Here is a 1,218-nt window from a genome sequence, read left to right as displayed (position 1 = left end):
GACCGCCAGGGCGGCGGGGCCGGTGACAGGGGCGAGCCGGCCGACCACCTCGGCGCGGTCGGCGGCGAGCACCCGCCCGTCGAGCACCGACGCGGCGGCCAGCGGCGAGGTCCCCGCGGGCAGGGGGTGACCGGCACCGGGGTCGCAGCAGGGGGCGGTGCAGTCGTAGTCGAAGCACCGGCCGTCGCGCACCAGCAGCGCCTCCAGCAGCGGGACGCCGCGCTCGGCGAGGCGCCGGGCGACGGCGTGCACCAGGTCGCGGTGCGGCAGGTCGGCGACCTCACCGGCGCCGTCCCGGGTGCGCAGCAGCCGCACCCCGACCGGGTCGAGGTCGCCGATCGGCAGGTCGAGCAGGTCCACCGGGTCCAGCTGGGCGACGTCGTCGGGGCCCTCGGTGACCACCACCGCGACGACGGCGGCCGGCGGTCGGTGGCCCAGCCGCCGGACCGCCTCCTCCGCGACGTCGTCGGCCTGGTGCCGGGCGGGGAGGTCCACCCGCAGCGTCACCCCCACCCGTCGGTGGCGGTCGCCGGTGAGCGCGACCAGGACGAGGGACTCCTGCGGTGGGAAGCCGAGCAGGTGCGGCAGCGCGGCGGCGAGCTCGGCACCGGTGCCGAGGTGGACGGGGTCGTCGAGGCTCATGCCGGTGACCCTCAGGCCTCCGCCGTGCCGGGAGCCCCCCACCGCTGGATCTGTGGACGGCGGTGCCGGGTGTGGACGACGGCCGGCACCCACGGCGTAGTCCTGCTACGGGCTCAGACATCCCATGGTCTGTGATGTCAAGCTGCGGCGGCGGTGAGTTGGGGCCAGGCGGTGTTCTCGTCGTAGTGGGTTCGGGTCTTCAGGCAGCCGTGGAGGATGCCGACGAGTCGGTTGCCGAGCTGGCGCAGTGCGGCGTGGTGCCCGGTGCCGCGCGCACGGAGGGCGTCGTAGTAGGCGCGGGCGCCCGGTGAGGCGGTGAGGGAGCAGAAGGCCCACCTGTGGGTGGCGTCGGCGAGGTGCTTGTTGCGGGCGTAGCGGGCCAACACGGCGCGTCGGGTGCCTGATGCTCGGGTGATCGGTGAGGTGCCGGCGTAGTTCTTGCGGGCCTCGGCGTCGGCGTAGCGGGCGTGGTCGTCGCCGAACTCGGCGAGCACCCGGGCGCCCAGTACCGCTCCCAGCCCGGGCTGGCTGGTCACGATCTCAGCGTCCGGGTGCCGGCCAAAACCCTCGGCCACC

General features: G+C 75.6%; 2 protein-coding genes. Both read right to left on the bottom strand.

Annotated elements, in window-relative coordinates; genetic code table 11:
- Positions 1 to 642, bottom strand: a 642-nt coding sequence (locus NH342_RS23010; RefSeq protein ID WP_253018710.1) for a DUF4192 domain-containing protein, incomplete at its 3' end; no start/stop codon positions are given.
- Between the two features lie 137 nt (positions 643 to 779).
- The coding region (locus tag NH342_RS23005) for a transposase (RefSeq protein WP_253018708.1) at positions 780 to 1,218 on the bottom strand (439 nt) is incomplete at its 5' end.

The organism is Klenkia sp. PcliD-1-E, from assembly GCF_024124375.1.
Lineage (GTDB): Bacteria > Actinomycetota > Actinomycetes > Mycobacteriales > Geodermatophilaceae > Klenkia.
Note: the sequence above shows the minus strand (reverse complement) of the source record. Positions and strands in the feature narration are given on the sequence as shown.